Here is a 23,206-nt window from a genome sequence, read left to right on the forward strand (position 1 = left end):
GCTCAGGCCTCGCGGATGTGGCGCAGCCGGTCCAGCGCGCCCTGCAGGATGAAGCTCGCCGCCACATGGTCGATCAGTTCGGCGCGCTTCTTGCGCGAGGTGTCGGCCTCGAGCAGCGCGCGTTCGGCGGCGACGGTCGACAGGCGCTCGTCCCAGAAGCTGATCGGCCCATCCCAGAGGTTCGACAGGTTGCGCGCGAAGGCGCGTGTCGATTGCGCACGCGGGCCTTCGGAGCCGTCCATATTGCGCGGCAGCCCGAGGATGATGCCGCCGACCTCGCGATCCCGCACGATCTTTAGCAGCGCCTCGGCGTCGAGGGTGAATTTCTTGCGTTTGATCGTCTCCACCGGGGTGGCGACCGAGAGCAGCCGGTCCGAGAGCGCGACGCCGATGGTCTTGGTGCCAAGGTCGAGCCCGGCAATGGCCCGCATCGGCGGCAGGGCGGCGGCGAAATCGGCGATGTCTTCGTGGATCATCTCGGGGCGTCCTGTGGTGGTTTCGCGCTGTTTAGGCCAGCTCGGGCGGTGAGGGAAGGGAGGGGCGCTGCCCCTCTTGGCCTGTCGGCCAATTCACCCCGGCGTATTTGGAAAGAGAAGAAGGGCCCCGGAATCGTCAGTCGGTGAGACCGGCGCGGGCCGCGCCTTGGCGCACCGTGGCGAGCGCCTCGGGGCGGGTGGCGAAGACCTGCTGCGCTTCGTCCCAGATGGATTGCGCGCGGTCGGTCTGGCCGAGCACGCCGAGCGCGGTGAGCAGGCGGGCCCATTCCTCGGGGCTGCCGCCCTGATCGGCCAGTCGCTGCGAGAGATTGTCGACCATCCCCTCGATCATCGCCTGACGGTCGGCTTCGGACATCTTGGAGGCCGCCTGCATGTCTTCTGTAGTTGGGCCGGGGAGCGCACCCGGAAGATCGGCGCTGGCCATCTGCGGCAGGGTGTAGTCGTTGATCCCGGCGCGCTGCGCCATCTGCGGCATCTGCTCGGCGATGGCGGGCACCCAAGGCGCGCCGGCGTCGCTGTCGCGCAGCAGATTGTCCCAGATGCGGAAGGCGCTGTCCGGGCGGCCGGTCTGGGCCATCATCAGCCCGCCGTAGTAGCGCGCCACGCCGTTTTCGGGATCGCGCTGCATAACCTGATCGAGCACTTTTTCGGCCTCGGGCGAGACGTAGCCACCCGCGGCTAGAACCATCATATCCGCCAGATCGGCATAGTCTTCGGCACCGGCAGTATCGGCCTTGAGGTCGATCACCCGGCGCTGCGCCGCATAGGCGGCGGCGTAATTGCCAAGCGCCGCCTCGGAGCGGGCGAGCAGCATCTGGCCCTGCAGATCGTCCGGGCGCTCTTCAACCGCGCCGCGCAGGCGGGTGACGAGCTGGGCGTATTCCTCGGGCGCGTCGCTGGGCGGGCTGGCGGGCAGGGCGGCTTCGGCCTCCTGTTGCGAGGGGCGGGTCTCGCGCATCTCTTGCGCTGCGGCGATACGGTCGCGCAGCGTCAGATCGCCATAGCCGGGTGCGCCGAGCGTCAGATAGAGCGCATAGCTGCCGCCGATCAGCGCGAGCAGCAGCAGCGCGGCACTCACCCGGCGCGGCCCGCGTGCGGCGCCGCTGGCGGGCGCGGCACCGGCTTGATGGGCGCGGCTGTCGGCGGCGAGAATGCGGCGCGACACTTCGGTGCGCAGCCGCTCGGCCTCGGCCTCGCCGATGGTGCCACGGGCGCGGTCGCGGTCGATCTCGGAAAGCTGGTCACGGTAGACCTGCAGGTCGGAGGCCTCGGCCCCGGTGATCTCGCGGCGCGCGCGCAGCAGCGCCACCACCATCGGGGCGGCCACGGCAAGCACCGCAAGGCCGGTCACGATCCAGAAAATCATCATCCCAAGCTCTCCTTCTGCCCTCCATGTATATGCCCGCGCGCCGGGAAAAAAGGGCAAAGCCCTGCAGCTCTTTGCCGCGTGTTCACCGCGCGGCAAGACAGGCGGTTGCACCGCGCGCCGCCGCGTGCAGGAATTGCAGCAGCCAGTGGATTTTTCACAAAGCGGATTCGAGACCCATGAAACGCTATTCGGTATTTGCCATCGCCCGTGAGGCCGCCCGCTACCACACCGGCTGGGCGCGCGCCTGGCGCAAACCCGAGCCGAAGCGCCGCTATAGCGTGGTGATCATCGGGGCGGGCGGACATGGTCTGGCCACCGCCTATTACCTCGGCAAGAATTTCGGCATCACCGATGTGGCGATCCTCGAGAAGGGCTGGCTCGGCGGCGGCAACACCGGGCGCAACACGACGATCATCCGCTCGAACTACCTGCAGGACCCTTCGGCGGCGATCTATGAGAAGGCCCGCTCGCTCTATGAGGGGCTTAGTCAGGACCTCAATTACAACGTGATGTTCAGCCCGCGCGGCGTGATGATGCTGGCGCAGACCGAGCACGAGCTGCGCGGCTATCAGCGCACGGTTCACGCCAACCGACTGCAGAACATCGAGACCGAGATGATCGGCCCGCGCGAGGTGAAACGCCTGTGTCCGATCATGAACATCGACGGGCCGCGCTATCCGGTGCTGGGCGCGCTCTGGCAGGCGCGCGGCGGCACGGCACGCCACGATGCGGTGGCCTGGGGCTATGCGCGGGCCTGCTCGGACATGGGCATGGACATCGTGCAGAATTGCGAGGTGACCGGCATCCGCTCGGAGGGGGGCAAGGTGCAGGGCGTCAGCACCACCCGCGGCGAGATCGACTGCGACAAGCTTGGCATTGTGGTGGCGGGCCATTCCGGCGTTCTGGCCGAGAAGGCGGGCTTCCGGTTGCCAATCGAGTCGGTGGCGCTGCAGGCGCTGGTCTCCGAGCCGATCAAACCCTGCATGGATGTGGTGGTCATGGCCAATACGGTGCACGGCTATATGAGCCAGTCGGACAAGGGCGAGATGGTGATCGGCGGCGGTACCGACGGCTTCGTCAACTACACCCAGCGCGGCAGCTTCCAGCATATCGAAGAAACCGTGCGGGCGCTCACCGAGACCTTCCCGATGATCAGCCGCCTCAAGATGCTGCGGCAATGGGGCGGCATCGTCGATGTGACCGGCGACCGCTCGCCGATCCTGTCGAAGACCCCGCTGGAGAATTGCTTCCTCAACTGCGGCTGGGGCACCGGCGGCTTCAAGGCGATCCCCGGCTCGGGCTGGGGCTTTGCCGAACTGATGGCCAAGGGGCACTCATCTCTCACCGCCGAGTTCGGGCTGGACCGGTTCCGCGAAGGCCGGTTCATCGACGAAAGCGTGGCGGCGGGGGTGGCCCATTGAGTGCCGCCACGAGCCCCTTCAGAGGCGCCGCTACCCGCGCCTCAGCGGCCGAGCGCGCTGCGCGGCAGGGTGACGGGCAGGGGCGCGGCCAGCCCCATCAGCCCGGTCTGCGCGCCTTGGCCCGCGTTGCAGGGCGGGTGCCAGCTGTCGATGAACTCGCGGGCGATCATCTGCCGGTCCTCGGGGCGCGACAGCGCCACGGCACCCACGGTGTCGAACCCCATTTCGGCGGCGCGGGACCACGGGCCGTTCTCGCGCTTGTCGGCCTCGAGCTGCGCGCCAAGCGCCTCGGCGTCGCCCACATAGAGGATCTGCGCCTGCACGGCGCGCCCCTCGGGCAGGCGCATCAGAAGATACACCGCGCCTTCGTCGGCAAAGGCGGTGTCGGCGGTGAAAAGCTCAACCGGGTAGCGGCGACCGCGATGGCTGGTCAGGGTCAGTGTCAGAAGTCTGCTCATGGGGCCTCCTTGCGTGGCTTCTTGTCTTCCGGTTCGGGCCGGCGTTTCCTCACGGTAGGTCGGGGCGGTGACCAATCATTGACCAAGCGCAACGCAGCGCTGAATTCCGCGTGTATCCAGCGTGTACGCCCGCAAATCAGGCGCGCGCAGGGGGGAGGTGCCCGCACGATGAGCGGAAAATGGATCATTGCCGCATTGCAGCGGAACGGAACCGCCCGGCTGCGCGTTGCGGTCACGCAACGCAGCACCCAAGGAGAGCGCCCATGGCAGGCCACGCCACGCCGCATGACACACCCGCGGCAGAGGCCCGCGCCGCAGATCGCGCAACTGGCCGGGACGCTCCCCGCAAGAGCCGCTCATCGGCGCGCAGTGGCCTCGTGGCGCTGCTCTCCCTGCTTCTGGGCGTGGCGCTCGTGGTCATTGCCGTTGTCCTCTGGGCGCTCTTTGGGGCCGGACCAGAGGCGGGTGCAGGCGACCAAAGCAGCGCTGCCGCCAGCGCCGACAGCCAAAGCCTTGTGGAAGCGGTCGAAGGCGAAAGCGGCACGCTTCAGGACACCGCCGAGCCGCCCGCCGCTGCGGACTGACGGCACCGCTCTTCCTCCGATCCGCCAAATTCCCGCCCCCGCCGCTCCGGCGGGCTGGCGGCGCTCTGCCATGCCCCTGTCTTCCCCAAGCAAAGGAGAGGTCGCATGCTGATCCTCACCTGTCCCTGCTGCGGCCTCGAGGCTGCAGAGATCGAACTCGCCCCCGGAGGCGAGGCGCATTTGCGGCGCGAGGGCCCCGGCAGCTCCGATGCCGAACTTGAGGCCTATCTCTTCAACCGCCACGCGGCGAAAGGCCCGGTGCTGGAACGCTGGCGCCACGCCTATGGCTGCGGCAAGTGGTTCCTTGCGGCGCGCGACAGCGTGACGATGGAGGTCTACGGCACCTACAGCGCCCGCGCGCCCGAACCGCCCGAAGAGATCCTCGCGCGGATCCGCGCCCGCCACCCGGACTGGCAGGTGCCCGCATGAGCTTTCACCTTTCGGCAAATACTCCCGCCGGAGGCTCCGGCGCGTTCCAGACAGCGAGGCACCGCATATGAGCACCCGTCTGGCCAAGGGCGGTCGTTTCATCGACCGCTCCAAGAGCATCCGCTTCACCTTCGATGGCACATCGATGAGTGCCTATCCCGGCGACACGCTGGCCTCGGCGCTCATCGCCAACGACCGGCTGCTGATGGGGCGCAGCTTCAAATACCACCGCCCGCGCGGGGTCATCGCCTCGGGGGCGGAAGAGCCGAACGCGCTGGTCGGGCTTGGCACCGGCCCGCGCTTCGAGCCGAACCAGCGCGCCACGACCACCGAAGTCTTTGACGGGCTCACCGCCGAAAGCCAGAACCGCTGGCCCAGCCTCGAGCATGACATCGGCGCGGTGAATGCGGCGCTCTCGCGTTTTCTGCCCGCGGGGTTCTACTACAAGACCTTCCTCTGGCCGCGCGCCTTCTGGAAGCATCTCTACGAGCCGGTCATCCGCCGCGCCGCCGGACTCGGCAAGGCGCCGCATCCGGAAAGCCGCGACGCCGATGGGTACGAGCATTTCCATGTCCACACCGACGTGCTTGTGGTCGGCGGCGGCATCGCGGGGCTGCAGGCCGCCAAGACCGCCGCGCGGGCCGGGGCCGAGGTGTTGCTGATCGAACAATCGCCGCATTGGGGCGGGCGGGCGCCGGTCGATGGCGGAACGATCGACGGCATGACGCCCGAGGCGTGGGTCGAGGCGACTCTGGCCGAGCTTGACGCGCTGCCGAACCTGCGCCGCGTCGCGCGCTGCATGGGCGCGGCGGTGCAGGATCATGGCTATGTGCTTGGCTACGAGCGGCTGACCGATCACGCGCCGGGCGCGGCGGGTCCGCGTCACCGGCTCTGGCGGATCCGCGCCAAGCGCATCATCACCGCCACCGGCGCGATCGAGCGACCGCTGAGCTTTGCGGGCAATGACGTACCGGGGGTGATGCTGGCCTCGGCGATGCGCGACTATGTGGTCAACTATGGCGTCACGCCCGGAGAAAAGGTGGTGATCGTCACCAACAATGACGACGCTTATCGCACCGCGCTGACGCTGGTCGATGCCGGTGTCATCGTCGAGCGGGTGCTCGACGCGCGGCCTATGGGCGGCGGCAAATTGATGGAACTGGTGCGCGAGCGCGGTGTGCGCGTCGATCCCGGACGCGCGGTGGCGAAAGTCACCGGCGGGGCGCGGGTGGCGACGGTGCACAGCTGTCTCGCCGATGGCACCGGCAATGTGCTCGAGGATATTCCCTGCGATGCGCTTGCCATGTCGGGCGGCTGGTCTCCGGTGGTGCATCTCTGGTCCCATTGCGGCGGCAAGCTGCGCTGGGACGAGGATGGCGCCTTCTTCAGACCCGATCCCGCGCGGGCCGCCAGCAGTGCCGATGGCATGGCAAACGTGATTGCGGCAGGCGCGGCTGATGGCGAAATGAGGCTGAATTATGTCCTGCAAAGTGCTGATAAGGCGGGTCGAAAAGCCGCTCTTGAAGTGGGGTGTGAAGACGCGCAAGGTATCGCTGCGACGGGCGAGGACCTTGGCGAGACCCCGCTTCTGGCCACATGGATCATGCCGAGCAAGGCGACGCCCGATCTGCGGATGAAGGCCTTCCTCGACTATCAGAACGACGTGAAAGTGTCGGACCTGCAGCTTGCCGCCCGCGAGGGCTATGAGAGTGTCGAACACGCCAAGCGCTACACCACGCTTGGTATGGCGACAGATCAGGGTAAGCTAAGCAATATCAATGGTCTGGCTGTTCTTTCTGATGCATTGGGTGAGGCCATTCCTCAGGTCGGCACCACCACGTTCCGCCCGCCTTACACGCCGATCTCTTTTGGCGCGATCACCGGCGAGGCGCGGGACGAGCTGTTCCAGCCGCTGCGCCGCACGCCGATGGATGCGTGGCACGAAGCGAATGGTGCCACCTTCGAACCGGTGGGCCAATGGCGGCGGCCCTATTGCTACAAGCGCCCGGGCGAGACCACCGAGATGGCGGTCAATCGCGAGATTCTTGCGACACGTCAAAGCCTTGGGCTGCTGGATGCATCCACGCTGGGCAAGATTGTCCTCAAAGGGCCGGATGCGGGCAAATTCCTCGACATGCTCTACACCAACATGATGAGCACGCTGCCGGTGGGCAAATGCCGCTACGGGCTGATGTGTACCGAGAACGGCTTTTTGATGGATGACGGCGTTGTGGTTCGGCTGGCCGAGGACACTTGGCTCTGCCACACCACGACGGGCGGCGCCGAGCACGTGCATGCCCTTATGGAAGATTGGCTTCAATGTGAATGGTTTGACTGGCAAGTCTACACCGCCAATGTAACCGAAGCCTACGCGCAGGTCGCCGTGGTCGGCCCGCAGGCACGGTGCCTTCTGGAAAAGCTCGGCGGCATGGACCTCAGCAAAGAGGCGCTGCCGTTCATGAGCTTTGCCGAAGGTACGCTCGGCGGCTTCCCGGCGCGGGTGTTCCGCATCTCTTTCTCAGGGGAGCTCAGCTATGAGGTGGCGGTTCCGGCGAGCCTCGGGCGGGCGTTCTGGGGGCGTTTGCTGGAGCTTGGCGCGGAATGGGACGTCACGCCCTATGGCACCGAGGCGCTGCATGTGATGCGCGCCGAGAAGGGCTTCATCATGATCGGCGACGAGACCGACGGCACGGTGATCCCGCAGGATCTGAACCTTGGCTGGGCGATCTCGAAGAAGAAGGAAGACTTCCTCGGCAAGCGCGCTCAGGAGCGGGTGCATATGGCTGATCCGACCCGCTGGAAACTGGTCGGGCTCGAGATGGACGACGGCGGTGTGCTGCCCACGGGCGCGCTCGCCATTGCGGCGGGCAAGAACGCCAACGGCCAGCGCAACACCGAGGGGCGGGTGACGTCCTCTTATTTCTCGCCGACGCTGGGCAAGGGGATCGCCATGGCGCTGGTGCGCGGCGGCCCGCAGCGGATGGGCGAGGAGCTGACCTTCACCACCGATGACTATGATCCCGCAGACGAGGCCAAGACCACGCTGAAAGCGCGGATCGTCAGCCCGGTCTTTTACGATGCCGAGGGGGCAAGGAACGATGTCTGAGATCACCATGGAGCCGATGAGCCCGTTGATGGGCGCCGTGGCCGAAGGCGCGATCACCCTGCGCGAGATGGGGCCCTGCGGCATGGTTTCGTTGCGCGGCGCGTTCGATCATCCGGCCTTTGCCGGGCCGGTCGAGGTGCTGGCGGGCTGCGCGCTTCCGGGGCGCTGGCAGGTCTCGGGCACGGCGGAGCGGGGGCTGCTGTGGATGTCGCCTGATGAGCTGCTGTTGCTGCTGCCGCATGGCGAAGCTGCCGAGGCGGCGCGGCGGCTGCAGGCCGAGCTTGATGACGCCGGGGCGCATGCGCTGGTGCTCGACGTGTCGGACATGCGGGTGCGGCTGAGCCTGACCGGCGGCTGCCTGCGCGAGACACTGGCGCGGCTCACGCCCACCAATATGGCGCCCGCTGCGTTCCCGGTCGGGGCGCTGCGCCGCACCCGGCTTTCGCAGGCAGCTGCCGCGATCTGGCTGGTCTCGGAAGAGGAGGCGCAGATTTTCGCCTTTCGCTCGGTGGCCGATTACGTCTTTCGGCTGCTGGCCGGCGCGGCGAAAAATGGCCCGGATTTCGAATATTTCTAGGGCGAAGCTCATTGCACCTTTGGCCCGGCACCCGTAGCGTCGGCAGACGTACCGCAAGGGAGAAGGGCGATCGGATGAGGTTTCAAGCGCATACCATCGCCCGCATCGCCCTGCGCCAACTGGGTGTGGCGGCGCAGATCGGTGCGCTTGCGGGGCCGGTTGCGCTGAGCGCTCAGACGCTTTGGGCGGGCGGAGCCCCCGCCGCGCGGCAGGATCGTGCGTTGGACGCGCCGGCGGCGGAGGTGGTGCCGCTGGTGATTCCGGCAGGGGCGATCGGATATTTATGCCGTATTCATGTGCCCTACAGTCAGCGCTGGATTCCGCCCGTGCTGTTCATCGCCCATGATCCCGAAACTGGCCGCGTGATCATCTCGGACCCGATCGCGCTGAGCTATAACTTCGGCCTGCCGGTGCTGGGCAAAGTGGCCAGCGACAGCACGCGCAGGATCAGCTTTACATGGGATTATCCGGTCGGATCAGGGGCGCAGCAGACGCGGCGAATGCTCTACCGCGCAGGGTTCGACAAGCGCAGCGGAGAGGTTGTCGTCACCGCGATCCCGGCGGGATTTGACCGGGTGTTTCAGGCCAGTGGCATCTGCGAAGGCGCACCGCTGAACGAGCTTGCCGCACAGCCCTGAGTGCAATGGTACACGGAACTTAGCTTGACCTCGCGTGTAGCAGGTCTAGGAATACACTCAAACTCACAGACAGGCGAAAGGAAACGCATATGTCCTTTGAACTTCCCGACCTTCCCTATGCCCACGACGCGCTGGCCTCCAAGGGTATGTCCAAGGAGACGCTGGAGTATCACCACGACATCCACCACAACACCTACGTCACCACGCTGAACAAGCTGATCGACGGCACCGAGTGGGCGGACAAGTCGCTGGAAGAGATCGTCAAGGGCACCTACGAGTCCGGCGCTGTCGCCCAGTCCGGCCTGTTCAACAACGCCTCGCAGCACTGGAACCACACCCAGTTCTGGGAAATGATGGGTCCGGGCGAGAACGCGCTTCCGGGTGAGCTGGAAAAGGCGATCACCGAGTCCTTCGGCACCTTCGACAAGTTCAAGGAAGACTTCTCGGCCGCTGGCGCTGGCCAGTTCGGCTCGGGCTGGGCCTGGCTGGTGAAAGACACCGACGGTGGCCTGAAGATCACCAAGACCGAGAACGGCGTGAACCCGCTGTGCTTCGGCCAGACCGCGCTGCTTGGCTGCGACGTGTGGGAGCACTCCTACTACATCGACTTCCGCAACAAGCGTCCGGCCTATCTGGCGAACTTCCTCGACAACCTGGTGAACTGGGAAAACGTGGCCTCGCGCCTCTGATGTCCTGACCACAGGTCGAGATTTGATGCCCCGTACCGCAAGGTGCGGGGCGTTTTCTTTGTGGGGCTGGGGGAGCCGCGAGTCTTCTTACAGGCGGACCAGAGGCCAGGGGGCGACCGCGGGCTGCCGCTTGTGGCGCTTGAGGGGCAGCGCTTTATCGTGCCGCACCGCTGAACCGCCGAGCGCGCGGTAACGTCAAAGAAGCGGCCGCCCGGGGGGGCGGTCGGCCGCTGGCCGGCGGCGCTGCGCGCCTTGCTCCGGCTGGGAAAGTGCCTGGACGGGCCGGAGCCCGCCGGGTGAACGCCGGCCCCTGTCGCGGCAGCGCCGTCTTGCACCGCTCCCTTCCGCAGCGTAGCAGGGGGCGCACCGCTCATTCCGCTCACGGAGGCCCCATGTCCGGCTTTGTCAGTTTCGTCTCTTCCGGTCCCGGAGACCCCGATCTGCTGACCGTGCGGGCGCTGAAGTGCCTGCAGGCCGCCGATGCCGTGCTCTATGACGATCTCGCCTCCGGTCCGATCCTCGAGCTTTGCAACGCGGGCACCGAGATGGTCGCCGTGGGCAAGCGCGCGGGCTGCCCTTCGCCAAAGCAGGAATACGTCAGCGCGCTGCTGGTCGAACATGCGCTGTCGGGGCAACATGTGGTGCGGCTGAAATCGGGCGACGCGGGCATTTTCGGACGGCTCGAGGAAGAAATCGCCGCGGTGACCGAGGCGGGCATTCCCTTCGAGGTGGTGCCGGGCGTGACCTCGGCCTCGGCTGCGGCTGCGGCGGCGTCTATGCCGCTCACCCGGCGGCTCACCGCGCGGCGGCTGCAGTTCGTCACCGGCCATGACGTCACCGGCGCGCTGCCCGAAGAGATGAACCTCCCCGCGCTGGCCGATCCCGAGGCGGTCACCTGCGTCTACATGGGTCGGCGCACCTTTTCGAAGCTGGCAGAGCGGCTGATCGCGGCGGGGCTGCCGCCCGAGACGCCGACGCTGATGGCCGAGAACGTCAGCAAGGCCGGGCAGCGCATGGTCGCCTCCACCGTGGCGGAACTGGGCGAGACGCTGAAGGAAGCGCCGAGCCGCGCCGTGGTGATGATCCTCTATGGCGCGCTTGGCAGCCCGGTGATCGAAGCGGCCACGCGCGAGGGCTGACGCAACGTCCCTCCGCCCGCCTGCTGGACGCGGGGCCTTGGCTGCGGTCATCTCGCGCCCGAGGAGAAACTGGAGGATTTCATGCAGATCGACGAAAATGTCGTGGCCGTGGTGTCGGGCGGCGCTTCGGGGCTTGGCGCGGCGACGGCGGTGCGGCTCGCGGGGCTTGGCGCCAAAGTGGTGCTGCTGGACAAGGATGCCGAGCGCGGGCCGGTGACGGCAAGCGATATCGGCGGCAGCTTTATCGAGACCGATGTCACCGACCCCGAGAGCGTCGCCGCCGCGCTGGCGCAGGTCAGCTCGGCGCAGGGCGCGCTGCATGTGGCGGTCAGCTGCGCCGGGATCGCGCCGGGGGCCAAGACCGTCTCGCGCGGCGTGGCGCATGATCCGGCGCTCTTTGCCAAGACCATCGCCATCAACCTCACCGGCACGTTCAACGTCGCCTCGCAGGCGGCGGCGCTGATGGCGCAGAACGCGCCGCTGGACAAGGACGGCAACCGCGGCGTCATCGTCAACACCGCCTCTGTGGCCGCCTATGAGGGGCAGGTCGGGCAGGTGGCCTATGCCGCCTCCAAGGGCGGTGTGGTTGGTATGACACTGCCCATGGCGCGCGATCTGGCGCCGAGCGGTATTCGCGTCTGCGCCATCGCGCCGGGGCTCTTCCTGACGCCGATGATGCAGGGGCTGCCGCAGGAGGTGCAGGACAGCCTTGGCCAGCAGGTGCCGTTCCCGGCGCGGCTTGGCGATCCGGCGGAATATGCCGCGCTGGTGCAGCATATCGTCGAGAACCCGATGCTGAACGGCGAGGTGATCCGCCTCGACGGCGCGATCCGCATGGCGGCGCGCTGAGGCAGTTTGTGCGGGTGCACAGGTTCGGGCGCGCTGTGTGCGCCTGTGCAGGGTGACGGTGCGGGCATGCGGCGCCTATATCGAGGGTCGACACGACAAAGAGGTTCTCCATGACCCGCATTCCCTACAGCCTGCTCGACCTTTCGCCGGTGCCCGAAGGCGGCACCACGGCGCAGGCGCTGCAGAACACGCTCGAGCTGGCAAAGCACGCCGAGGCCTGGGGCTACGCGCGCTATTGGCTGGCCGAGCACCACAATATGCCCGGCATCGCCTCGGCGGCGACCTCGCTGGTGATCGGACAGGTGGCTGCGGCGACCAAGACCATCCGCGTGGGCGCGGGCGGCATCATGCTGCCCAACCATGCGCCGCTGGTCATCGCCGAACAGTTCGGCACGCTGGAGACGCTGTTTCCCGGGCGCATCGACCTTGGCCTCGGGCGCGCGCCGGGCTCGGATCAGACCACCGCCATGGCGCTGCGCCGCAATATGGCGCAGAGCGCCGATCGCTTCCCCGAAGATGTGGTCGAACTGCTTGGCCTGTTCCAACCCGCCGAGCCGCACCAGCCGGTGCGCGCGGTGCCCGGCGAGGGCACGCATGTGCCGGTGTGGATCCTCGGCTCGTCGCTCTTCGGCGCGCAGCTGGCGGCGCATCTCGGGCTGCCTTACGCCTTTGCCTCGCATTTCGCACCCGACGCGCTGGAGCAGGCGATCGACGTCTACCGCAGCCGGTTCCAGCCGGGGGTGACGCAGGAGCCGCATTTCATGCTGGCGGCCAACGTCTGGGCCGCGGACACCACCGAGGAGGCGTTGCGGCTGAAAAGCTCGCAGCAGCAGGCCTTCATCAATCTGCGCACCGGACGCCCCGGCAAGCTGCCGCGCCCGCTGGACGATATCGAGGCGGCCACCGATCCGCGCTACCTTGCCGCCGCCAATTCGGCGCTGCGGATCTCTGCGGTTGGCGATCGTGCGGCGGTCGCGGAGCAGCTTGAGGCGTTGATCGCGCGCTACCAGCCAGATGAGATGATCCTGACCGGGATGATCCACGATCCCGCGGCGCGGCTGAAAAGCTTTGAGATCGCCGCCGACGTGCTGGGGCAGGGTGCAGAGCCCAAGGCGGCGGCGTCCGCCTGAGCCAGCCCCTTCCGCGATCCGCAAAGCAAAAGGCCCGCAGCATTTCCGCTGCGGGCCGTTTTTGTGGTGCGGTCAACCCTTAGCGGGTCGTGGCCCGCAGCGATTGGATTTGCGTCTGGAGCCGCGCGAGCACCGCCGACAGAAGCATGCTTTCGCGGGTGGTCTGCTCTTCGCGAGGATAGACGACCTGACCATCGGCGAGCGCGGTGGCGGTCTGGATGAGGCGCTGGAACGGGCGCGTGAGGTGGCGGAACAGCAGCGCCGCGCAGAGCAGGGTGCCAAGGGCGACCGCCGCGATCATAATGTTCACGCCGCGCATGAAGTCGGGCAGGGCCTCGGCAAAGCTGTCCGCATGCACATCGACGATCAGCGTCCAGCCAAAGCCCGGCATCGACGCGTGGGTGAAGCTGGGCAGCACGGCATAGAGATGGCCTTCGTCGGTGCGCTGCAGGGCGGTGCGGTCGGCGTCGGGACGGCCTGCGAGGATCATGCCTTCGACGCGCGGCGGCAGTTCTTCGGTGTGGTCGTCGCCGCGGGTGTCGACGATGGTCTGGCCCTTGCGGTCGCGGATGATCGCGCCGACGGCGAGGTTGCTGGCCGCATCGGCCATGTAATCGGCAACCCACGCGATGCGCAGACGGTAAACGGCCACGGCTACGGTGTCACCGTTCTGATCGGTCACCGGCATCGACAGGTTGATGAAGCGCTCGCCGCTTTCGTCGCCGTTCTTCTTGGTCCAGGCGGTCCCCACGGTCTCGCCGCTGAAGCCGGACTTGAACCAGTTCCATTGATCCGCGGCCTCTCCGACCCGCTCGCCGCGAGAACCGGCGATGATCATGCCGTCGGGCGAGGCGAAGCCGACCCAGGCCACCTGACCACCGGCTTGAATGACGGCGTCGGCGAAGTCCTGCATTTCCTCGGTGGAGGCGTCGGCGGTCCGGGCGGCGACGGCGCGCAGCGAGTCCCATTCCCGTTCGATCGCCTTGTTGAAGGTCTGCGAGAGAGCCTGCGCGCTGCGCAGCCCCAGTTCGCGCTGCAGACGCACCTCGTAATCCTCTGCCTGCCAGCGGATGCCAAAGATGGCAGCGGCAGTGGCCGCGATCACGACGAAAGACATGACACCCACAAAAGAGGTGGCGAGTTTCGGGTGGCGATCAAGACGGTCCGGCATGAGGTTTACCCCTTATCACTTATAGTTACTTGCGACCTTGCCCTCAGGCTCTTGGTGCCCGGAGTGGGCATCTGCTCAGTGGTTAATGAATCGTTTAGGTTAACTAAGCGGAGAAACTTTGATCTAACTGTGGCGCAAATTGGTCAAATCACATGCTGGAGGCATGGATTGTCGACCCGGCGCTTGGAAAGCAGAGGGCCGCAGCACCACGTTTGCCTTTGCAGCGCAGAGAGTTGGACGTCAGGGGAATGTTCAAGGGGAGGGATCGCCGAATATGGCGGTTGTGGTAGGCCCGGCAGGACTTGAACCCGCAACCAAGGCGTTATGAGCGCCCTGCTCTAACCAATTGAGCTACAGGCCCACCGTCCCGCCTCACTAGCATCCCCGCAGGTCCGGTCAAGTGGGGTTCTGCCGATCCGGACGCGCATAAGTTGCGGCTGTGGCCGCGGTGGTCTTAACTTCCGCCCGGATGCGGCGCCTCAGGCCAGCAGGAGAGAGCGGATGGACCAAGCAGATGTGCAGCGCCTCGCGCGCTATAACGACTGGCAGAACCGGCTGATGCAGGCGGAGATCGCCTTGCTGCCGCCGCAGGATCTGACGGCGCAGAGGGGCGCGTTCTTTGGCTCCATTCTTGCCACCGCCAACCATCTTCTCTGGGCCGATCGCATGTGGCTCAGCCGACTTTCGGATGTCGCGCGGCCGGAGGGCGGCATTGCAGACAGCTTGGCGCTGACCGATGGGTTGTCTGAATGGTCTTCAGAGCGGCAGACATTGGACGCGCATATGCTGGGCTGGGCGGAGGCCCTCGGCAGCGCCGATCTGTCGGGCGATTTGCGCTGGTGGTCGGGGGCGAGCGGGCGCGAGCAGCAGCAGCCGAAAGCGCTGTGCATCGCGCATATGTTCAACCACCAGACCCATCACCGCGGACAGATCCATGCGATGGTCACCGCGGCGGGCGGCGCGGGCTGGGTCAGCGATCTGTTTCTGATGCCTTCGCAGTGATCCCGGGTCTGGGCTAAGCGAGGGGGCGGGAAAAGCCGCCGCGCTGACGCTGGGGCAGGCTAAGCTTGGTCCGCAGCTAAAATAAATGTAACCTTTACCTCACGTCTCCGTGCGCTAGCTGATGGCGCGCCGGGGGTCCGCCGGGCCGTTGCGGCCCCGCGCCAACGGCAATTGCCCAAGGCTGGCGCGGGCATCGGCCGCCGCGGCGGGTGACAGAGGGGCAGGCGGGATCAGAGGCTCAGCGCCACTGTCGCGCCTTGCTGAAACAGGCACGCAGGCCCGCACAGGGGCCGTGAAAGACGGAGGGACCCATGTTCAAACGCATCATGGTGCCGGTCGATTTGACCCATGCGGATCGGCTGCAGAAGGCTCTGGACGTGGCGGGGGATCTGGCCGCGCATTACGGAGCCAAGCTGATCTATGTCGGGGTCAGCGCGTCGACGCCCTCGTCGATCGCGCACACACCGGAGGAATATGGCGAGAAACTCGCCGTTTTCGCCAAGGCCAAGGCTCTCGCGGCTGGCGTCGAGGCGGAGTCTGTTCCGGTGATCACCCATGATCCGGCGGTGGACCTTGATCCGGCGCTGGTGAAGGCGGTTCTCGATACCGATGCCGACCTCGTGGTGATGGCCAGCCATATCCCCGGCATCGCCGACCACTTCTGGCCGTCCAACGGCGGCACGGTGGCATCCCGCGCAAAAGTCTCGGTCATGGTGGTGCGCTGAGCCACCTCTCAGGCTCATGACACAGGCACACCGCCAAGAACCACACAACAAGACAACACAATAAGGAGGGTCCACACGTGAGCGACAACAACTCCACGGAAGACACCGAGGATCTGGGTATCCCCGCGCCGGAAGGCGCGTCGGACATCATCCAGACCGACTATGAAATCGGTCAGGACAATATCGAAACCACAATCGGCCCGTTCGGCCTCGACATCCACAACCCGGTGTTCCTCATCTCGGGTGCGGTGGTCGTGGCCTTCGTGTTCTACACGCTCGCGCTGCCGGAACAGGCGGGCGCGGTGTTCAGCTGGCTGTTCTCCTTCGCCACGAAGACCTTCGACTGGTTCTTCCTTGGCGCGGCGAACATCTTTGTCATCTTCTGCCTCGTGCTCATCGTCTCGCCGATGGGCAAGGTGCGCCTCGGCGGGGCCGAAGCGACGCCCGATTACGGCTACGCGGGCTGGTTCGCGATGCTGTTCGCCGCGGGCATGGGCATTGGCCTCATGTTCTTCGGCGTGCTCGAGCCGGTCTATCACATGGCGGTCAGCTCGCCGCTCGGCGTGCCGTCGCCCTTTGACGCAGATGGCAACCTGATCCCCGAGAACGTCGAAGCGGCCAAGACCATGGGCCTTGCGGCGACGATCTTCCACTGGGGTCTGCACCCTTGGGCGATCTACGCGGTGATGGCGCTGGCGCTGGCGCTGTTTTCCTACAACAAGGGCCTGCCGCTGACCGTGCGCTCGGCCTTCTATCCGCTGCTGGGCGAACGTGTTTGGGGCTGGTGGGGCCATATCATCGACATCCTTGCGGTCTTTGCCACGCTCTTCGGTCTTGCCACCTCGCTGGGCTTTGGCGCGCAGCAGGTGAACGCGGGCCTCAACCATGTGTTCGGCGTTCCGATCGGCTCGACCATGCAGGTGCTGATCATCTCCGGCATCACCGCGATTGCGCTGGTCTCGGTGGTGCGCGGTCTCGACGGCGGGGTGAAGGTCCTGTCCGAGATCAACATGGGCCTTGCGGCGCTGCTGCTGGTGTTCGTGCTGGCGGTTGGCCCGACGATGATGATCTTCTCGGACTTCTTCAGCGGGCTCGGCGCCTATCTGGTGGACCTCGTGCCGCTGTCGAACCCGGTTGGCCGCGAAGACACCGACTTCGTGCAGGGCTGGACCTCGTTCTACTGGGCGTGGTGGATCAGCTGGTCGCCGTTCGTGGGCATGTTCATCGCCCGCGTCAGCCGTGGTCGCACCGTGCGTGAGTTCGTGATCTGCGTGCTGATCATCCCGAGCCTCGTCTGCGTGCTGTGGATGGCGGTGTTTGGCGGCGTGGCGATTGACCAAGTGCTGAGCGATCCGGCCAACAGCATGGTGAAAGCCAATGTGATCGACAGCTACAACCCGCCGCTCTCGCTCTTTGCGATGCTGGAGGGGCTGCCGATGTCGTCGATCACCTCGGTAATCGCGGTGGTGCTGGTGATCGTGTTCTTCGTCACCTCGTCGGACTCCGGCTCACTGGTGATCGACACGATCACCGCAGGCGGCAAGGTCGATGCACCGGTTCCGCAGCGTGTGTTCTGGGCGGTCTTCGAAGGTGCGGTGGCGATCGTGCTGCTGCTTTCGGCGGGCGGCCTGTCGTCGCTGCAGTCGATGGTCATCTCGACCGGTCTGCCGTTCACCATCGTGCTGCTGATCATGTGCCTTGCGATCTGGCGCGGCCTGCGCGCCGAGCCGCGCGGCTGACCCGACGGGTCTGACCTCTGGAAAGAAAAAGCGCGGGCCCCTCTGGGCCCGCGTTTGGTTTTCGCGCTACGCGGTTTGAAGCCCGCTGGGTTCAGTATTCGAGCCCAAAGGCCTCGTGAAACCGCAGCGCACCCTCGGGCATGGCCTCGTGGAACGGCAGCGCAAGGATCGCTTCGGGCGGGATGCCCGTCAGCGCGATTCCCGGTGCCGCACGAAAGCCGAAGCGGGTGTAGAAGGCCGGATCGCCCACCAGCACGATGCCATGCGCGCCAGAGGCCCGCAGTTGTTCGACCGCCGCGTGCATGAGCGCCGCGCCAATGCCGGTACCCTGCCGCTCGGGCAGCACCGAGATCGGCCCCAGCCCCTGCCAGCCCCAATGCCCGTCCACCTGCACTGGCGAGACGGCCACATGGCCCAGAAGGGTGCCGCCCTCATCGGCGACCAGCGAGAGGGTCAGCGCGCTGGACGCGCGCAGCCCTTCGACGATCTGCGCCTCGGTGCCATCCGCATGCGGGGCGGTGGCAAAGGCGTGGGTGGTGAGGGCCGAGATCGCTTCGGCCTCTTCCGGTCGTTCCGGTCTGATCTGCATGTTTGCCTCCCTGAACGAGCCTAAACTCGGTTGTCGGGGCGGGCTGCGACCAGCCGCCGCCCGCGCTCGGAGATACGATACGCGCCGCCGCCCTTCGAAGCGACCAGCCGTTTTCGTCGAAGTCGCTGGAAAATCTCCAGCGAGCAGGACGACAGGATCATCCCGTCGGTGGTGATGCAGGTGATGTCGGTGATGCGGCTGCCGCAACGTTCGTGTGAGATGCGGCCACCCTGTGCCAGCACGTGCAGCACACGGTTTTCGTGTTTCGAGATATTCATGATATTTGCCTGAATGAAAAACGCGATAACGCAGGCCCTCGAAAGGACCCGGTTCTGCGGGGTTTTCAGCGGCTCCGGCGCATCGGCGCGGGAGCCTATTCAGACAAGCTCGAGCATTTACTCTCCATTGCGGCCGCCACGATCGGCGGTGCTGAGAGAAAGATAAGCGCGCAGGCGCCGCACCGCAAGCACCTGTGCCGCCGCGTCACCACCTTGACCCTGCCGCGCGGCGCGGCTTTGGTGCGGGAGAATTTGCGCAAATTGCAAGGAGCGCCTGATGCTTGACGTCGATTTCACCCGTGCCCAGTTCCCCGCCTTTGCCGAGCCCTCGCTGCGGGATCTCGCCTTCTTCGAGAACGCGGGTGGCTCCTACACCTGCGGTGCGGTGATCGACCGGCTGACGCGCTTTTACCATCAGCGCAAGATGCAGCCCTATGGCCCCTATGCGCCCGCCGAGGCCGGGGGCGCCGAGATGGATGAGGCCCGCAGCCGCATGGCGGCGCTTCTGGGCGTGGAAACCGAGGAGTTGAGCTTTGGCCCCTCGACCAGCGCCAACACCTTCGTACTGGCCAACGCCTTCCGCCGCTTCCTGAAGCCGGGCGAGGCGATCATCGTCACCGATCAGGACCATGAGGCGAACTCCGGCCCGTGGCGGCGGCTGGCGGAGGAGGGGATCGAGGTGCGGGAGTGGCGGATGGATCCCGAGACCGGCCATCTCGACCCGGCGGCGCTCGCCGATCTGCTCGACGAGAAGGTGCGGCTGGTGTGCTTCCCGCATTGCTCGAACGTGGTGGGCGAGATCAACTCGGTGGCCGAGATTTGCACGATGATCCACGCCGCCGGGGCCTATGCCTGCGTCGATGGGGTGAGCTATGCGCCGCATGGCTTTCCCGATGTGGGCGCGCTGGGGGCGGATATCTACCTTTTTTCCGCCTATAAGACCTACGGGCCGCATCAGGGGTTGATGGTCATCCGCCGCGCGCTTGGCGAGGCCCTGCCGAACCAAGGACATTTCTTCAACGCGGGCACCCTCTACAAGCGTTTCACCCCCGCCGGGCCGGACCATGCACAGGTCGCCGCCTGCGCCGGGATGGCCGATTACATCGACGCGCAGGCCGCCCATCACGGCACCGATGCGCGCGGCGTGGCGGACATGATGCGCGCGCAGGAAGTGGCGCTGACCGCGCCTTTGCTCGACTATCTCTCGGGCCGCAATTCCGTGCGCCTGCTGGGGCCGTCGGACGCCGAGCGCCGCGCGCCCACCGTGGCGCTGGAACACGCGCGTCCCGCCGCCGAACTGAACGAGGCGCTGGCGGCGCGCGGCATCATGGCGGGGGGCGGCGATTTCTACGCGGTGCGCGCGCTGCAGGCGCAGAGTGTGGACCCCGAGAAAGGCGTGCTGCGGCTGTCGTTCACCCATTACACCTCGGAGGCGGAGATCGCGAAGCTGATCGCGGCTCTGGATGAGGTTCTTTGAGGGGCCGGTGATCCGCGGGGTGGCGGGCTGCGTATTTAAGGGAACAATGAAAGGTGGGGGCGGGCATCTGCCGCGCGCCGCGTCCTGTTGGGGCGCGGTGCTTGAGTATTTTGGGAAAGATGAAAGGGCTTGTGCCGTCTGTGCTTGACCGCCTGCGCTTGCGGGCCAGCTTGGGGCACGAGCAGGAGGTGAGCGATGAGTGACCAGTCCCCGACATTGGTGTGGATCCGGCGCGATCTGCGGCTGTCCGACCACGCGGCGCTTTCGGCTGCGGTGGAGCGCGGCGGGCCGGTGATGCCGGTGTTCGTGCGGGACAGCACGGTCGAGGCGCTTGGCGCGGCGCCGAAATGGCGGCTGGAGCAGGGGCTGGCGGCGTATATGGAGGCGCTGGAGGAGAAAGGGTCGAAGTTGATCCTGCGGGCGGGGCCTGCGCGCGAGGTGATCCCGGCGCTGGTGCGCGAGACCGGGGCGGGCGCGGTCTATTGGCAGCGCGCCTATGACCCGGCCTCGGTGGAGCGCGACGCCGACATCAAATCGGCGCTGAAGGAAGACGGGATCGACGCGCGCAGCTTTGCCGGGCATGTGATGTTCGAGCCATGGACCGTGGAGACCAAGCAGGGCGGGTATTACAAGGTCTACAGCCCGTTCTGGCGCGCGGTGAAGGAGCGCGAGGTGCCTGCGCCCTTGCCGGAACCTTCGGACCTGCGCGCGCCAGCGGACTGGCCGGAGAGCGAGGCGCTGACGGATTGGCAACTCGGCGCGGCGATGAACCGGGGTGCCGAAGTGCTCGCCAAACATGTGAAGCCCGGAGAGGCGGCGGCGCAGGCGCGGCTCGGGGCGTTCATCCGCGATGGGGTCGGGGATTATGGTGAGATGCGCGACCGGCTCGATGTCGAGGGCACCTCGCGCATGTCGGAATATCTCAGCCTAGGCGAGATCAGCCCGGCGCGCTGCTGGCACGCGGGGCTGCGGGCGCAGGCGGACGGCAAGGCGGGCGCGGGAAAATTTCTCGCCGAACTGGCGTGGCGCGAGTTTGCCTATCATCTGATGTGGCACACGCCGCATATGCTCGAGGACAACTGGCGTGAGGAATGGAAGGCTTTTCCGTGGAAGGAGGACCGCCGCCTCAGGGAAGTGCGGGCGTGGGAGCAGGCCCGCACCGGCATGGAGGTCGTCGACGCGGCGCTGCGCGAGATGTATGTCACCGGCTATATGCACAACCGTGCGCGGATGATCGTCGCAAGTTACCTGACGAAACATCTGATGGTGCATTGGCGCATCGGCATGGCGTGGTTCGACGATTGCCTCGTGGACTGGGATCCGGCCTCGAACGCCATGGGCTGGCAATGGGTGGCGGGCTGCGGCCCCGATGCGGCGCCCTATTTCCGCGTCTTCAACCCCGAGACGCAGGCCGAAAAATTCGACCCCAAAGGCGCCTACCGCCGCCGCTGGATCGCCGAGGGCCAAAGCCAGCCGCCGCAGGACGCATTGGATTACTTCGAGGCGGTGCCGCGCAGCTGGGACCTGTCGCCTAAGGATGGCTATCCAAAGCCGGTGGTGAGCGCCTCTGAGGGGCGGCAGGCGGCGCTGAGCGCTTATGAAGAGCGCGATTTCTGACAGGCACGCGCGGCGCAACGGCAACGGCCCTCACGGAAGCTTACGGGCTCTCTTGCATCCATCGGGAGAGCGGAGTTAGCTGACACGGTATTTTTACGTACGTGTTTCCGGGGGGTCTTGTTAATGACGACTGCTGCGCGCCTTGTTGGCGCCCTGTGCCTTGCGGGATTGGCCTATCTCGCCTCGGGGTACCTGATGGTGACCTTGGAGCAGATGCAGGACTTCGGCTATTTTCGCTGGGTCAATGTCGTGCTCGGTCTGGTGATTGGCTGGGTCTTGCTGGGCGGGCAGGCGTCCCGCGGCTATGCGCATGGCATCTCGGCGGGGCTGACATCGGCGGCGGCGCTGGTGGCCTGCGGGCTCTTCGTGCAGGCGATCAATGAGATGACCCGCCTTGCGATGCGGCATCGTTACGACGGTGTGATGGAAGCCTTCGCAGCCGTGTTCGAACTTACTCTGGACTTCGGCGCGCTTCTGTTCGATGGCGGGTTCATCTTTCTGATGCTCGCCGGTGCTGTCATCGCCGGCATGCTGACGGAGCTTGCAGCACGCAACTGGAGATAAGCGCGATGACGATGTTTCTGACCGGCACGCTGGCCTATCCGCCGCTGCTGGAGATCGTTCTTGGCCGGGTGCCGGTGCTGGTTCCGGCAGAATTGCCCGATCACGCGGTGCTGGCACCTGCGGGCGGCGCGGACACGCTGACCCGCCTGTGCAAGGCCCAAGGCGAGAGCGCGGCGGGCGTTCTGGTGACGGACGGCGGGGCGCAGGATCTGGAGCGGCTGTGCTATTTCACCGGCTGGTCGGAGAGCGATTTTGTGCCGGTCGACGTGCCGCAGGTGCAGGAATCCGTTCATGCGCCTGTGTCGGAAGAGAGTGCCGAGGGTCAGCCGCGCTTTGACGCCGAGACTTGGGCACACGCGCAGGGTGCCCTGGCGTGCGAGATCGCGCGGGAGATCATGCGCGGCTATGGCCAACGGCCCGCCGCCATGGTCCGGGCGATCCGTCCTTACCTTGCCGCGCGCGCATGGTCGCGGGCGCTCGCGGACCGCGAGACCCCGTGTGTGCTGCGCTCTGACCGGACGCGCGAGACTGCGGTGCGGATCGTCTCGGACAGTTCGGCGCATGACGGGTTTTTCCGGATGCGGCAGTTTTCCTTGCAACATGAGCGCTTTGATGGCGCGATGTCGGATGTGATCCAGCGCGAGGGCTTCGTGGCCTATGATGCTGCGCTGGTGCTGCCCTATGACCCCGAGCGCGATCTGGTGCTTTTGATCGAACAGATGCGCTATGGCCCGATCCTGCGCGAGGACCGCCATCCGTGGATTCTCGAGCCGGTGGCGGGGCTCGTCGATGCGGGCGAAAGCCCCGAGGATTGCGCCCGGCGTGAGGCGGTCGAGGAAGCGGGGCTGCATCTGGGGTCGCTGGAGCCGATGATGCGGGTCTATGCCTCGCCGGGCTACACCAGCGAATTCTTTCATTGCTTCCTCGGGCTCTGCGATCTGGGCGAGCACGGCGGCGGTCTGGGCGGTCTCGACAGCGAGAACGAAGACATCCGCAGCCATGTGCTGCCCTTCGAGGACGCCATGGCGCTGGTCGAAAGCGGCGAGGTGAACGCCGGGCCGCTGGCGATGATGCTGCTGTGGCTGGCACGTCAGCGTGAAAGGCTCCGCGCGGCGGCTTGAGTTCACCCCCCTCACGCCCTACACCTGTGCTCCAACG

General features: G+C 66.4%; 24 protein-coding genes and 1 tRNA gene. 18 read left to right on the plus strand and 7 right to left on the minus strand.

Annotated features, from left to right (window positions below; all coding sequences use genetic code 11):
* Positions 1-2: 2 nt before the first annotated feature.
* Both ruvX and ccmI read right to left on the minus strand, forming a co-directional pair.
* Positions 3-476: a Holliday junction resolvase RuvX gene (ruvX, locus tag AYJ57_RS00380; RefSeq protein ID WP_066099635.1), complete on the minus strand. Its 474-nt coding sequence runs from the start codon at positions 474-476 to the stop codon at positions 3-5.
* Positions 477-612: 136 nt separating this feature from the next.
* Positions 613-1,866 (minus strand): c-type cytochrome biogenesis protein CcmI, encoded by a 1,254-nt coding sequence (ccmI, locus tag AYJ57_RS00385; RefSeq protein WP_157373885.1) that lies wholly within the window; start codon positions 1,864-1,866, stop codon positions 613-615.
* Between the two features lie 176 nt (positions 1,867-2,042).
* Between ccmI and AYJ57_RS00390 the strand changes: the two genes are divergently transcribed.
* A complete protein-coding gene (locus AYJ57_RS00390; RefSeq protein ID WP_066099637.1) occupies positions 2,043-3,287 on the plus strand; it encodes a sarcosine oxidase subunit beta family protein in 1,245 nt (414 codons plus the stop codon).
* Positions 3,288-3,328: 41 nt separating this feature from the next.
* Here AYJ57_RS00390 and AYJ57_RS00395 read toward each other — a convergent pair whose 3' ends face one another.
* Positions 3,329-3,745, minus strand: coding sequence for a hypothetical protein (locus AYJ57_RS00395; protein ID WP_066099639.1), 417 nt, complete (start codon positions 3,743-3,745; stop codon positions 3,329-3,331).
* 263 nt (positions 3,746-4,008) lie between these two features.
* On the opposite strand from AYJ57_RS00395, the gene AYJ57_RS00400 reads away from it, so the two are divergent.
* From AYJ57_RS00400 to AYJ57_RS00440, 9 genes are all read left to right on the plus strand, one after another.
* The gene (locus AYJ57_RS00400) at positions 4,009-4,329 is read left to right on the plus strand and encodes a hypothetical protein (protein WP_066099641.1); all 321 of its coding nucleotides are present in this window, start codon (positions 4,009-4,011) and stop codon (positions 4,327-4,329) included.
* 105 nt (positions 4,330-4,434) lie between these two features.
* On the plus strand, positions 4,435-4,758 hold the full coding sequence (locus tag AYJ57_RS00405; protein ID WP_066099643.1) for a sarcosine oxidase subunit delta: 324 nt from the start codon (positions 4,435-4,437) through the stop codon (positions 4,756-4,758).
* A 67-nt stretch (positions 4,759-4,825) separates the two neighbouring features.
* Positions 4,826-7,864, plus strand: coding sequence for a sarcosine oxidase subunit alpha family protein (locus AYJ57_RS00410; RefSeq protein ID WP_066099645.1), 3,039 nt, complete (start codon positions 4,826-4,828; stop codon positions 7,862-7,864).
* Entirely contained in the window at positions 7,857-8,441 is a 585-nt protein-coding gene (locus AYJ57_RS00415; RefSeq protein WP_237220172.1) for a sarcosine oxidase subunit gamma, read from the plus strand. Before AYJ57_RS00410 ends, AYJ57_RS00415 begins: the two co-directional genes overlap by 8 nt.
* A 74-nt stretch (positions 8,442-8,515) precedes the next feature.
* Entirely contained in the window at positions 8,516-9,079 is a 564-nt protein-coding gene (locus AYJ57_RS00420) for a hypothetical protein (protein WP_066099646.1), read from the plus strand.
* A gap of 89 nt (positions 9,080-9,168) precedes the next feature.
* Complete coding sequence (locus AYJ57_RS00425) at positions 9,169-9,768, plus strand: superoxide dismutase (protein WP_066099648.1); 600 nt, start codon at positions 9,169-9,171, stop codon at positions 9,766-9,768.
* Positions 9,769-10,160: 392 nt separating this feature from the next.
* A complete protein-coding gene (gene cobA, locus AYJ57_RS00430; RefSeq protein WP_066099651.1) occupies positions 10,161-10,907 on the plus strand; it encodes a uroporphyrinogen-III C-methyltransferase in 747 nt (248 codons plus the stop codon).
* Between the two features lie 81 nt (positions 10,908-10,988).
* Positions 10,989-11,756, plus strand: coding sequence for an SDR family NAD(P)-dependent oxidoreductase (locus AYJ57_RS00435; RefSeq protein ID WP_066099653.1), 768 nt, complete (start codon positions 10,989-10,991; stop codon positions 11,754-11,756).
* 110 nt (positions 11,757-11,866) lie between these two features.
* Positions 11,867-12,886, plus strand: coding sequence for an LLM class flavin-dependent oxidoreductase (locus AYJ57_RS00440; protein ID WP_066099656.1), 1,020 nt, complete (start codon positions 11,867-11,869; stop codon positions 12,884-12,886).
* Positions 12,887-12,965: 79 nt separating this feature from the next.
* Here the strand turns inward: AYJ57_RS00440 and AYJ57_RS00445 are convergent, their stop codons facing one another.
* Together AYJ57_RS00445 and AYJ57_RS00450 are read right to left on the minus strand one after the other, a co-directional pair.
* Positions 12,966-14,057 (minus strand): cache domain-containing protein, encoded by a 1,092-nt coding sequence (locus AYJ57_RS00445; protein ID WP_066099658.1) that lies wholly within the window; start codon positions 14,055-14,057, stop codon positions 12,966-12,968.
* A 284-nt stretch (positions 14,058-14,341) separates the two neighbouring features.
* Positions 14,342-14,418, minus strand: a tRNA-Ile gene (locus tag AYJ57_RS00450).
* 140 nt (positions 14,419-14,558) lie between these two features.
* Here AYJ57_RS00450 and AYJ57_RS00455 point away from each other — a divergent pair.
* The 3 genes from AYJ57_RS00455 (at position 14,559) to AYJ57_RS00465 (ending at position 17,523) form a co-directional block, all read left to right on the plus strand.
* Positions 14,559-15,059, plus strand: coding sequence for a DinB family protein (locus AYJ57_RS00455; protein WP_066099660.1), 501 nt, complete (start codon positions 14,559-14,561; stop codon positions 15,057-15,059).
* 311 nt (positions 15,060-15,370) lie between these two features.
* On the plus strand, positions 15,371-15,784 hold the full coding sequence (locus tag AYJ57_RS00460) for a universal stress protein (RefSeq protein ID WP_066099661.1): 414 nt from the start codon (positions 15,371-15,373) through the stop codon (positions 15,782-15,784).
* Positions 15,785-15,861: 77 nt separating this feature from the next.
* The gene (locus AYJ57_RS00465) at positions 15,862-17,523 is read left to right on the plus strand and encodes a BCCT family transporter (RefSeq protein ID WP_066099663.1); all 1,662 of its coding nucleotides are present in this window, start codon (positions 15,862-15,864) and stop codon (positions 17,521-17,523) included.
* 91 nt (positions 17,524-17,614) lie between these two features.
* Here AYJ57_RS00465 and AYJ57_RS00470 read toward each other — a convergent pair whose 3' ends face one another.
* Entirely contained in the window at positions 17,615-18,112 is a 498-nt protein-coding gene (locus AYJ57_RS00470) for a GNAT family N-acetyltransferase (RefSeq protein WP_066099666.1), read from the minus strand.
* A gap of 20 nt (positions 18,113-18,132) precedes the next feature.
* Positions 18,133-18,390: a YjhX family toxin gene (locus tag AYJ57_RS00475; protein WP_066099669.1), complete on the minus strand. Its 258-nt coding sequence runs from the start codon at positions 18,388-18,390 to the stop codon at positions 18,133-18,135.
* Here AYJ57_RS00475 and AYJ57_RS25790 point away from each other — a divergent pair.
* The 5 genes from AYJ57_RS25790 (at position 18,373) to AYJ57_RS00495 (ending at position 23,169) form a co-directional block, all read left to right on the plus strand.
* Positions 18,373-18,675 carry a hypothetical protein gene (locus AYJ57_RS25790; protein WP_157373887.1) on the plus strand — a complete coding sequence of 101 codons (303 nt, stop codon included), beginning with the start codon at positions 18,373-18,375 and terminating at the stop codon, positions 18,673-18,675. The genes AYJ57_RS00475 and AYJ57_RS25790 overlap by 18 nt on opposite strands.
* Entirely contained in the window at positions 18,668-19,867 is a 1,200-nt protein-coding gene (locus AYJ57_RS00480; RefSeq protein WP_193789496.1) for an aminotransferase class V-fold PLP-dependent enzyme, read from the plus strand. The genes AYJ57_RS25790 and AYJ57_RS00480 overlap by 8 nt, the downstream gene beginning before the upstream one ends.
* A gap of 195 nt (positions 19,868-20,062) precedes the next feature.
* Complete coding sequence (locus AYJ57_RS00485; protein WP_066099673.1) at positions 20,063-21,484, plus strand: cryptochrome/photolyase family protein; 1,422 nt, start codon at positions 20,063-20,065, stop codon at positions 21,482-21,484.
* A 123-nt stretch (positions 21,485-21,607) separates the two neighbouring features.
* Complete coding sequence (locus tag AYJ57_RS00490) at positions 21,608-22,048, plus strand: TrgA family protein (RefSeq protein ID WP_066099676.1); 441 nt, start codon at positions 21,608-21,610, stop codon at positions 22,046-22,048.
* 5 nt (positions 22,049-22,053) lie between these two features.
* Positions 22,054-23,169, plus strand: coding sequence for an NUDIX domain-containing protein (locus AYJ57_RS00495; RefSeq protein ID WP_066099677.1), 1,116 nt, complete (start codon positions 22,054-22,056; stop codon positions 23,167-23,169).
* Positions 23,170-23,206: the final 37 nt, after the last annotated feature.

Source organism: Salipiger sp. CCB-MM3 (assembly GCF_001687105.1).
Taxonomy (GTDB): Bacteria; Pseudomonadota; Alphaproteobacteria; order Rhodobacterales; family Rhodobacteraceae; genus Salipiger.

Coding starts and splice junctions, on each gene's coding strand:
- AYJ57_RS00395 (WP_066099639.1), bottom strand. CDS start 3,745: ATGAGCAGACTTCTGACACTGACCCTGACCAGCCATCGCGGTCGCCGC.
- AYJ57_RS00435 (WP_066099653.1), top strand. CDS start 10,989: ATGCAGATCGACGAAAATGTCGTGGCCGTGGTGTCGGGCGGCGCTTCG.
- AYJ57_RS00480 (WP_193789496.1), top strand. CDS start 18,668: ATGCTTGACGTCGATTTCACCCGTGCCCAGTTCCCCGCCTTTGCCGAG.
- cobA (WP_066099651.1), top strand. CDS start 10,161: ATGTCCGGCTTTGTCAGTTTCGTCTCTTCCGGTCCCGGAGACCCCGAT.
- AYJ57_RS00390 (WP_066099637.1), top strand. CDS start 2,043: ATGAAACGCTATTCGGTATTTGCCATCGCCCGTGAGGCCGCCCGCTAC.
- AYJ57_RS00495 (WP_066099677.1), top strand. CDS start 22,054: ATGACGATGTTTCTGACCGGCACGCTGGCCTATCCGCCGCTGCTGGAG.
- AYJ57_RS00440 (WP_066099656.1), top strand. CDS start 11,867: ATGACCCGCATTCCCTACAGCCTGCTCGACCTTTCGCCGGTGCCCGAA.
- ruvX (WP_066099635.1), bottom strand. CDS start 476: ATGATCCACGAAGACATCGCCGATTTCGCCGCCGCCCTGCCGCCGATG.
- AYJ57_RS00400 (WP_066099641.1), top strand. CDS start 4,009: ATGGCAGGCCACGCCACGCCGCATGACACACCCGCGGCAGAGGCCCGC.
- ccmI (WP_157373885.1), bottom strand. CDS start 1,866: ATGATGATTTTCTGGATCGTGACCGGCCTTGCGGTGCTTGCCGTGGCC.
- AYJ57_RS00485 (WP_066099673.1), top strand. CDS start 20,063: ATGAGTGACCAGTCCCCGACATTGGTGTGGATCCGGCGCGATCTGCGG.
- AYJ57_RS00425 (WP_066099648.1), top strand. CDS start 9,169: ATGTCCTTTGAACTTCCCGACCTTCCCTATGCCCACGACGCGCTGGCC.
- AYJ57_RS00490 (WP_066099676.1), top strand. CDS start 21,608: ATGACGACTGCTGCGCGCCTTGTTGGCGCCCTGTGCCTTGCGGGATTG.
- AYJ57_RS00460 (WP_066099661.1), top strand. CDS start 15,371: ATGTTCAAACGCATCATGGTGCCGGTCGATTTGACCCATGCGGATCGG.
- AYJ57_RS00405 (WP_066099643.1), top strand. CDS start 4,435: ATGCTGATCCTCACCTGTCCCTGCTGCGGCCTCGAGGCTGCAGAGATC.
- AYJ57_RS00420 (WP_066099646.1), top strand. CDS start 8,516: ATGAGGTTTCAAGCGCATACCATCGCCCGCATCGCCCTGCGCCAACTG.
- AYJ57_RS00410 (WP_066099645.1), top strand. CDS start 4,826: ATGAGCACCCGTCTGGCCAAGGGCGGTCGTTTCATCGACCGCTCCAAG.
- AYJ57_RS00415 (WP_237220172.1), top strand. CDS start 7,857: ATGTCTGAGATCACCATGGAGCCGATGAGCCCGTTGATGGGCGCCGTG.
- AYJ57_RS00470 (WP_066099666.1), bottom strand. CDS start 18,112: ATGCAGATCAGACCGGAACGACCGGAAGAGGCCGAAGCGATCTCGGCC.
- AYJ57_RS00475 (WP_066099669.1), bottom strand. CDS start 18,390: ATGAATATCTCGAAACACGAAAACCGTGTGCTGCACGTGCTGGCACAG.
- AYJ57_RS00445 (WP_066099658.1), bottom strand. CDS start 14,057: ATGCCGGACCGTCTTGATCGCCACCCGAAACTCGCCACCTCTTTTGTG.
- AYJ57_RS00455 (WP_066099660.1), top strand. CDS start 14,559: ATGGACCAAGCAGATGTGCAGCGCCTCGCGCGCTATAACGACTGGCAG.